General features: G+C 63.9%; 8 protein-coding genes. 4 read left to right on the top strand and 4 right to left on the bottom strand.

Features of this window, described 5'->3' with window-relative positions; all coding sequences use genetic code 11:
* Positions 1–67: 67 nt before the first annotated feature.
* Genes EOD15_RS21345 through EOD15_RS21330 form a run of 4 tightly spaced genes read left to right on the top strand, consistent with a single transcriptional unit; the run spans position 68 to position 4,114 of the window.
* Positions 68–715 carry an isochorismatase family cysteine hydrolase gene (locus EOD15_RS21345; protein WP_127267229.1) on the top strand — a complete coding sequence of 216 codons (648 nt, stop codon included), beginning with the start codon at positions 68–70 and terminating at the stop codon, positions 713–715.
* Positions 712–2,034, top strand: a complete 1,323-nt coding sequence (locus tag EOD15_RS21340) for a glutamine synthetase (RefSeq protein WP_127319636.1) — start codon at positions 712–714, stop codon at positions 2,032–2,034. The genes EOD15_RS21345 and EOD15_RS21340 overlap by 4 nt, the downstream gene beginning before the upstream one ends.
* Positions 2,034–2,801, top strand: a complete 768-nt coding sequence (locus EOD15_RS21335) for an N-formylglutamate amidohydrolase (protein WP_127319637.1) — start codon at positions 2,034–2,036, stop codon at positions 2,799–2,801. Before EOD15_RS21340 ends, EOD15_RS21335 begins: the two co-directional genes overlap by 1 nt.
* Positions 2,798–4,114 (top strand): aspartate aminotransferase family protein, encoded by a 1,317-nt coding sequence (locus EOD15_RS21330; RefSeq protein ID WP_127319638.1) that lies wholly within the window; start codon positions 2,798–2,800, stop codon positions 4,112–4,114. The genes EOD15_RS21335 and EOD15_RS21330 overlap by 4 nt, the downstream gene beginning before the upstream one ends.
* A 70-nt stretch (positions 4,115–4,184) precedes the next feature.
* Here EOD15_RS21330 and EOD15_RS21325 read toward each other — a convergent pair whose 3' ends face one another.
* The 4 genes from EOD15_RS21325 to uxuA all read right to left on the bottom strand — a co-directional run.
* Complete coding sequence (locus EOD15_RS21325) at positions 4,185–5,204, bottom strand: NADP-dependent oxidoreductase (RefSeq protein WP_127319640.1); 1,020 nt, start codon at positions 5,202–5,204, stop codon at positions 4,185–4,187.
* Between the two features lie 24 nt (positions 5,205–5,228).
* A complete protein-coding gene (locus EOD15_RS21320; protein WP_127319642.1) occupies positions 5,229–6,551 on the bottom strand; it encodes an LLM class flavin-dependent oxidoreductase in 1,323 nt (440 codons plus the stop codon).
* 335 nt (positions 6,552–6,886) lie between these two features.
* Positions 6,887–7,906, bottom strand: coding sequence for an isopenicillin N synthase family oxygenase (locus EOD15_RS21315; protein WP_127319644.1), 1,020 nt, complete (start codon positions 7,904–7,906; stop codon positions 6,887–6,889).
* A 316-nt stretch (positions 7,907–8,222) separates the two neighbouring features.
* Positions 8,223–9,399: mannonate dehydratase (gene uxuA, locus EOD15_RS21310; protein WP_127408802.1), on the bottom strand; the 1,177-nt coding region annotated here is incomplete at its 5' end.

The following is a 9,399-nucleotide window of genomic DNA, read 5'->3' as shown; positions in this document are numbered from 1 at the left end:
GCGCGCGCAAGATACCCGGACCCCGCAAGACGCCGGGACCCAAATCAGCAAAGCAGGACGACAAAGCATGACCCAGGCCCTACCCAAACGAGACGAAGCCTTCCGGGCCGGCGAAACGGCCCTGCTGCTCGTCGACATGCAGCGCATCTGGCTGGAGCCGGGCGCAGATCCGTCGCATCCGGAGCGTGGGCCCGATCACTATTTCTACCGGCAGACATCGTCACAGACGATCCCCAACCAGGAGCGCCTGCTGGCCGCTGCGCGGGCCAATGGCGTCGAGGTGCTGCACACCATCATCCAGAGCCTGACCGAAGACGGCCGTGACCGCTCGCTCGACCACAAGCTGACGCCGATCCATGTCGCGCCCAGCCTCCCCGAGGGACTGCCGGTGCCCGCGCTGGCGCCGGTTGGCGACGAGATCATGCTGCCGAAGACGTCGTCGGGCATCTTCAATTCGACCAATGTCGACTATCTCCTCAAGAATCTCGGCATCCGCTATCTCGTCGTGGTCGGCGTGCTGACCGATCAATGCGTCGACATGACGGTGCGCGACGGCGCCGACCGCGGCTATCTTGTCACCTGCGTATCGGATGCCTGCGCCACCATTACGCAGGAACGCCACGACATCGCGCTCAAGGCCTTCGGCGGCTACTGCTGGGTGGCCGATACCGACACGGTCGTCGGCCGCTTCAACGCTTTGGGAAAACCGGCATGACATCGACTGTCGAGCCTCTGGTTGCCGTCGTCACCACGGATCTCTCCGCCGTCACGCGGGGCCGCTTCGTTGCCGAAAGCAAGTTGCAGAAGACCGCCACGACCGGCGTCGGTTGGCTGCAGGCCAATCTGTCGCTGACGCCGTTCAACTCGATCGTCGATCCCAACCCCTGGGGCTCGTCGGGCGACCTGCGGCTGATCCCCGATCTCAAGGCGCGCTTTCGCACGACACGTACCGGATCGGCGACGCCGTTCGACATGGTCGCCGGCGACATCGTCGAGCTCGATGGCAGCCCATGGCTCGGCTGCACCCGTACGATGCTGAAAGAGGCGCTGGCCGATTTGAAAGCCGCAACCGGCCTGTCGGTCATCGCCGCCTTCGAGCATGAGTTCAATGTCGCCGACGGTGGCTTCGCGCCGGCGCATTCGATGTCTTTCGCCGCACTGCGCCGCACGGACCCCTTCGCGCCCAACCTGATGGCGGCGCTCGAGGAAGCCGGAGTCGCTCCCGAGGTGGTCATCGCCGAATTCGGCGACGAGCAGTTCGAGGTGACGCACGAGCCGGCGGACGCGCTGACGGCGGCGGACCGCGCCGTCGCCATCCGCGAAATCACGCGCGAATTGGCGCGCAATGCCGGCTGGCGTGCGAGCTTCGCGCCCAAAACCGCGCCAACTGCCGTCGGCAACGGCGTCCACATCCATTTCAGCTTCGTCGACGAGGCCGGCAAGCCGGTGACATACGATCCAACGCAGCCCGGACGTCTTTCCGCCAAAGCCGGCGCCTTCTGTGCCGGCGTGCTGCGCCATCTGCCTGGAATGACCGCGATGACGGCGTCGAGCGTGTCATCCTTCTACCGGCTGAAGCCGCACAGCTGGAGTTCGTCCTATACCTGGCTCGCCGACCGCGACCGCGAGGCGTCGCTGCGCATCTGCCCGACTGTGACGATCGGCGGACGCGATCCGGCGCGGCAATACAACATCGAATACCGGGCCGCTGACGCCACCGGCAATCCCTATCTGTCGCTGGCGGCGATCATCCGCGCCGGGCTGGAAGGGCTGAAGGCGGGCCTGCCGTCGCCGCCTTTGGTCACCGGCGACCCGACACTGATGAGAGAGGCTGAGCGGGCGAGTCTCGGTCTGGTGCGCCTGCCCGAAACCCTGCCGGCGGCACTGGACGCGTTGCTGGCCGACGGCACCGTGACGGGATGGTTCGCGCCTGTCTTCATCGAAACCTTCGTCGGCCTCAAGCGACATGAAGCCGAGCGTCTTGCCGGTCTCGATCCGGCCTCCATCTGCGATCTCTACCGGACGCTCTATTGATGACCGCGCAGGCCGGAAAAGATTGGCCCGAGGCCGTCGAGGTCCTCAACGAGCACGGCCGCTCCGATATCGTGCTGTTGTGCGAGCATGCGTCCAACCACATGCCGGCCGAGTATCGGCAGCTCGGCCTCGATGCCAGCCATCTGCAGCGCCACATCGCCTGGGATATCGGCGCCGCCGAAGTGACCCGCCTGCTGTCGTCGAAGCTCGATGCACCGGCCTTCCTCAGCGGTTACTCGCGGCTGCTGATCGACCTCAACCGGCCACTGGGCACGTCAGGCAGCATTCCGGTGCTGTCGGAAGACACCGACATTCCCGGCAATGTCGGCATCGATGCGACGGAGCGGACCCGACGCGCCGAGATCATCTTTTCGCCGTTTCATGACCGGGTGACCGCGTATCTTGACCACCGGGCACAGGCAGGCCGGCAGACGCGGATCGTGACGATCCATTCCTTCACGCCGGTCTTCCTCGGTGTCAGCAGACCCTGGCATGCCGGCGTGTTGCACGACCAAGCGAGAGATCTCGCCGAAACGATCCTTTCGGGCCTGCGCACCGACGCCGGGCTCAATGTCGCGGCCAACGTGCCCTATGTGATCAGCCGCGACGCCGATTACGCCGTGCCCATTCATGGCGACGATCGCGGCATCCCCGCCGTCCTCGTCGAGATCCGGCAGGATTTGCTGTCGACGCGGTCCGGCATCGAAGAATGGGCGGACCGGCTGGCGGCGGCACTGCCGGCACTCGAGACGGAAACCGTGTCGTGAGCAATCTCAGCCTGCGCGAACGTGATGCCGCGACCATCGCCCAGATCGGCAAGCTGCGTTTCTCCCCGCTCAGCGTCATCGGCGGCCGGGGCAACCGGCTGATCGAGGAAGGCGGCCGCTCCTTGCTCGACCTGTCGGGATCGGCCGGTCCGGCGGTGCTCGGCTACGGCCATCCGGCCGTCGTCGAAGCGGTCGAGACGTCGATCCGCGACATGGCGGGCGCCAGCCTGCTGCTCTACCCGAACGAGCCGGCTGTATCGCTGGCGGAGCGGCTGCTGGCGATTACGCCGGGAGAAGGCGAACGGCGCGTCTGGTTCGGCCACTCCGGGTCCGACGCCAACGACTGCGCGGTGCGCGTGCTGCAGGCGGCCACCTGCCGTTCGCGCTTCATCTCGTTCATCGGCTCCTATCACGGCAATCTCTCCGGCTCGATGGGCATCAGCGGCCATACCGCCATGACCCACACGCTGCCCCGGCCGGGCGTGCTTCTGCTGCCCTATCCCGATCCGTACCGCCCGAATTTCAGCAGCGAGGACGTGCTTGCCCTGCTCGACTACCAGTTCGAGACCACCTGCCCGCCGCATCAGGTCGCGGCGGTGTTCATCGAGCCGTTGATGTCGGATGGCGGGCTGATCGTGCCGCCGCCCGGCTTTCTCAAGGCATTGCAGGAGCGTTGCCGCAGGCACGGCATCAAGATTGTCCTCGACGAGGTCAAGGTCGGGCTCGCTCGCAGCGGCATGATGCACTGCTTCCAGCATGAAGGACTGACGCCCGACCTAGTCGTCTTTGGCAAAGGCATCGGCGGTGGCTTGCCGCTGTCGGCCGTGATCGGCCCTAAGGAGATCATGGACCATGCGCCGGCCTTCGCGCTGCAGACAACCGCGGGCAATCCGGTGGCGACATCGGCCGGCAACGCGGTGCTGAAGACGATCGAGACGGATGGCCTGGTCGAGCGCTCGGCGCGGATCGGCATGCTGTTTTCCAGCGCATTGCGAGCCCTTGCCGCCAGACACGAGATCATCGGCGACGTGCGCGGGCGCGGCCTTGCCATCGGCGTCGACCTAGTCAAGGACCGCACGACACGCGAGCCGGTTGCGGCGGCGACCACGGCCAAGATCATCTATCGCGGCTATGAGCTGGGTGCGGCCTTCACCTATGTCGGGTTGAAGGCCAATGTGCTGGAGTTCATGCCACCGCTGACGCTGACGGAAGACGAGATGACCGAGGGCGTCGCGATCGTCGACCAGGCAATCGCTGACGTGAATGCCGGCAAGGTCTCGGATGCGGACGTCGCCTCCTTCATGATGTGGTGAACAAAAAAGGCGCCGCGCCGGGCTGCGACAGCGATTGTCTCGGCAGCCCCGGCTCATCGTTGTGCAACAATTATTCCGCGATACGCACGATCAGCTTGCCGAAATTCCTGCCTTCGAGAAGGCCGAGAAAGGCCTGAGGCGCATTTTCGATGCCGTCCACGATATCTTCCCTGTAGCGGACGCGGCCGGACGCTATCCATTCGGCCATCTCGCGATAGAAGGCCGGGCGCTGGTCGACAAATTCGCGCTGGATAAAACCTCTTATCGTCAGGCTGCGGTGCAGCACTTGCTGCATCAATGTCGGCAACCGGTCGGTGCCGGCATCCGCGATCACGTTGTATTGCGCGATCAGCCCGCAGACCGGCACACGCGCAAATTCGTTCAGCAGCGGAAACACCGCGTCCCAGACAGGACCGCCGACATTCTCGAAATAGATGTCGATGCCGCCGGGGCAAGCTGCCTTCAACTGCTCTGCAAAATCGTCGGCCCGGTGATCGACGACCGCGTCAAAGCCCAGCTCGTCTCGCACGAAAGCACATTTATCGGCACCGCCGGCGATGCCGACGGCACGCGCCCCCTTGATGCGCGCGATCTGGCCGACGGCCGACCCGACCGCACCGCTGGCGGCCGCGACGACGACCGTCTCGCCAGGCTTCGGCTGCCCGATGGTGAGCAGACCGGCATAGGCCGTGAAGCCCGGCATGCCGAGCACGCCGAGCGCGGTTGTTATGGGTGCAGCCGCGGGATCGAGCTTGCGCAGCCCGGCACCGTCGGACAGGGCGAAACTCTGCCATCCGGAGTGGGACAGGACGATGTCGCCTTCAGCAAATTCCGGATGGCGAGAGATCATCACACGCGCGACGGTGCCGCCTTCCATCACGCCGTCGACATCGACCGGCTTGGCATAGGATTTGGTGGCGTTCATACGACCGCGCATATAGGGATCGAGCGACAGATAAAGGATCTGCAACAGCAGTTCGCCCTCTCCCGGCTGGTCAAGGTCAACCGTCTCGATGCGGAAATGATCCGGCTTCGGCCGGCCTTGCGGTCGCGCCGCGAGCACGATGCGGGTGTTGGACTGGATTGACATGGAGACCTCTCCGCGAAGGATGTTCTACTCGAAAAACCGGTTGGGCGGCCGCTTCAAGCCGAGATTCTCGCGCAGTGTCGACCCCTCATATTGCCGCCTGAAGATGCCTCGCCGTTGCAATTCCGGCACCACTTTCTCGGCAAAATCATCCAGCCCTGCCGGCAGGTAGGGAAACATGATGTTGAACCCGTCGGAGCCCTCGGCAACCAGCCATTCCTCCATCTCGTCGGCGATTGTTTCAGGCGTGCCGACAAAAGCAAGGCCGGAATAGCCGCCCAGCCTTTGCGCAAGCTGCCTGACGGTCAGGTTCTCCTCGCGCGCCAGTTCGATGACGCGCTCGCGGCCACTCTTCGAGGCATTGGTCTCGGGGATTTCGGGCAAGGGCGCGTCCGGGTCAAAGCCGGACGCATCATGTCCGATCGCGATCGACAGCGAGGCGATGCCGCTCTCATAGTAGACGAGGCTGTCGAGCTTCGCCCGCCTGGCCTGCGCGTCCTCGACGCTGTCGCCGACAACGACAAAGGCGCCAGGCAGGATCTTGATGTCGTCACGCGAGCGGCCGAGTTTCTCCGCACGGGCTTTGACGTCGGCAAAGAAACGCTGTCCCGCCGCGAGATCGGCATGGGCGGCGAAAATGACCTCCGCTGTCTCCGCCGCCAGTTGGCGCCCTGCCTCCGACGCGCCGGCCTGGACGACGACCGGCCAACCCTGGATTGGCCGGGCGATGTTGAGCGGCCCACGCACCGAGAGATGTTCGCCCTTGTGGTCGAGCACATGCAGCCTGGCCGGATCGAAATAGAACCCGCTTTCGGCGTCGCGGATGAAGGCATCGTCGGCAAAGCTGTCCCACAGGCCGGTGACGACATCGTAGAATTCCCGCGCCCGCCGGTAGCGCTCATCATGCTCGACATGCTCGTCGAGGCCGAAGTTCAGCGCCGCGTCAGGGTTGGACGTGGTGACGATGTTCCAGCCGGCGCGTCCGCCGCTGATATGGTCCAGCGAGGCGAAGCGGCGGGCAACATGATAGGGCGCGTCGAACGTCGTCGATGCGGTGGCGACCAGCCCGATATGGTCAGTGACGGCGGCGAGCGCCGACAGCAGCGTGAACGGCTCGAACGAGGTGACCGTGTGGCTGCGCCGCAACGCCTCGATCGGCATGTTGAGAACGGCCAGATGGTCGGCCATGAAAAAGGCGTCGAACTTCGCCGCCTCCAGCGTCTGGGCGAAGCGCTTCAGATGCGCGAAATTGAAATTGGCGTCGGCATAGGCGCCCGGATAGCGCCAGGCGCCGGTGTGCAGGCTGACGGGGCGCATGAAGGCGCCGAGGCGCAATTGTTTGCGTGTCATGAAAGATGTTCCGGCCGATCGATACCGTCGAGCACAGTGCTCGAATCCTTCTCAGGATCGGACGGTCAGCCCAACTCGGGAAGGTATTCTGTTCCGCTGCGCCGGGCTTTTGCAGCATTTCAGTTTTGCGCCCGATACCCCCAGGACAAAAAAATGGCCGGGCCCGAATTCGGCCCGGCCAAAAGAAGGTCAAAACCTTCAGAGGGGAACACCGTCCAGCGGAATGGGAGGAAACCGCTAAACGATTTTACCTTTTTGGGCCTATCTTGAAGCCTTGGCGACGAATGACATTCCAAAAAATATATGAAACGGTAAAAATTCGTGCGCCGCTAACCTCACGAACCCGCCGTTCCGGTCTCGAGAAGATCGGCATAGTGGCGGCGCGCCACGTCGGGATGGGAACGCAGCCGGCTTTTGAGCACATTGGTGCCGACATCGCGGAACAAGGGGTTGTCGGGATCGCTTGCCGGTCCGCGCGCCTGTGCCGCCAGTTCCTCGGAAAGGCCGAGAAGCGGGATGGTCGCATCGAGCCGCGCGCTGAAGAAGAAGGGAACGGAAATCCGTTCGACGCCGGCAAGCGGCGTCACGACTCGGTGCACGGTGGCCCGCAGATATCCATTCGATGCGAGTTCGAGCAGTTCGCCGATGTTGACGACCAGCGTTCCGGGCAGCGGATCCACATTCACCCAGCTTCCGTCATATTCGACCTGCAGCCCCTTGTTGTCGTCCTGCAGCAGCAGGGTCAGGAAGCCGCCATCCTTGTGCGCGCCGACGCCCTGGTCGCCTTCGGTCGCGTCACGGCCGGGATAACGGACGATCTTCATGCGATGGTTGGGCGAGTCCCGGTAGATCGCGTCGAAGGCGTCCTCGGGCTGATCGAGCGATAGCGCGAAGGCTTTCAACAGCCGAATCGCCACTGCGGTCGCCTTGGCCTGCCATGCAAGCAGTGCCGGCTTGAGCTCCGGCAATGCCGACGGCCATTGGTTGGGTCCTTGCAACCTTGTCCACGGTGCAATTCCAGCCTTCTGCGCTATGGGCTGGCGCTCGACGCCGATGTCGAGTTGCTCACGCCAATCGGCCGCGCCCTTGGTCAGTTCGCCACCAGCGCCGGTGTAGCCGCGGAACTGCTGGGATTTGACCATTTCGATCGCCAGCTTGTCGGACTCCGGCAGCGCGAAGAACCGGCGTGAGGCATCGAGCACGTCGTCGATCTCCGAGGTCGAAATTCCGTGGCCGCTGAGGTAGAAGAAGCCGACGTCCCGCGCCGCCGTGCGCAGGTCCAGGAGAAAGGTACGATATTCGGACGCACCTTGTTCGAGACGGCTCAGATCGAGCACCGGCACAATTCTGGGCATGGTCAGGTTCCTTCTTTTCTCTGCCTTGGCTTAGGAGAAGTAGAAGCGACCACCGGCAAGAGCTTCGAGAATGAATGCATCTCAAAGTGACACGCAAGGCGTGCCGATCAAAGCAACAAGAAGTCCAATCTGGCCCGAATGGAAGAACGTCAGCGCTGCATATTGTGAACTGCCGGCAAATAATTTCCCGACACGTGCTTTACCCGCCATGCCTCTCGTAGGCCGCACTTTCCAGTGCGACATCGTATAAGTCACAGCGGAAGCGCAACCGCGCGTGATCGTCTGTAAACCCTGCCAGCCGAACTGACGGTGCCGCTCAAGCCAGCTCGAACCGCTCGATGGCGCGCATGATGCCACGCAGCTCGGCGAGGCCTTTCAGCCGGCCGATCAGCGAATAGCCGGGATTGATCCTGGTCTTGCCGATGTCGTCGGCGAGCAGATGGCCATGGTCGGGCCGCATCGGAATACGCCAGTCGGCACGGCCTTCCCGACGGCGGCGTGCCTCTTCCTGCATCAGAGCGAGGATGACATGCGCCATGTCCGTGCCGCCCTCGAGATGCTCGGCCTCATAGAAGGAGCCGTCATCCTCGATGGTGATGTTGCGCAGATGGGCGAAATGGATGCGGTCCGCGAACTCCTTGACCATGGCGACGATGTCGTTGTCGGCGCGCGTGCCATAGGAGCCGGTGCAGAACGTCAGGCCGTTGGCAGTGCTGTCGACGGCGCTGAGGATGAAACGCGCATCCTCGGCGGTCGAAACGATGCGCGGCAGGCCATAGAGCGAGAAGGGCGGGTCGTCGGGATGGATGCACATACGCACCCCCTCCTCTTCGGCCACCGGAATGATCTCGCGCAGGAACCAGGCAAGGTTGTCGCGCAGCTCCTTCGGTCCGATCGCATCATAGTCCGCCAGGGCCTCGCGAAAACTGTCCCTGTCATAGCTGCGCTCGGTCGCAGGCAGGCCGGCGATCAGGTTGCGCTCCATCCTGTCGATCGCTTCGCTGCTCAATTCCTTCAGCCGCGCTTCCGCCTCGGCAATGCGGGCGGGGGTATAGCCGGCCTCGGCATTGACGCGCTTCAGCACAAACAAATCGTAGGCCGCGAAATCGATGGCGTCGAAGCGCAGTGCATAGCCCGTCGTCGGCAGCCGATAGGCGAGATCCGTGCGCGTCCAGTCGACCACCGGCATGAAATTGTAGCAGACCGTCGCAATGCCGGCCTTGGCGAGCGCGCGAATTGAGTCACGATAGTAGCCGGCATAGCGCTCGCGTTCCGGCGCGCCGATCTTGAATGAATTGTGGACCGGAATGCTCTCGACCACCGACCATGTCAGGCCGGCGGCCTCGATGACACGCTTGCGCTCCAGAATGCTCTCGAGCGGCCAGGCGCGCCCGTCATAGATATCGTGCAAGGCGCTCACCACGCCGGTCGCACCGGCCTGCCTGACATGATCGAGCGTTACCGGGTCGTTCGGTCCATACCAGCGCCAGCAC

It is taken from the genome of Mesorhizobium sp. M7A.T.Ca.US.000.02.2.1 (assembly GCF_003996995.1).
Lineage (GTDB): Bacteria > Pseudomonadota > Alphaproteobacteria > Rhizobiales > Rhizobiaceae > Mesorhizobium.
The sequence above is the reverse complement of the archived record's forward strand: the minus strand, read 5'-3'. Positions and strand labels throughout refer to the sequence as shown.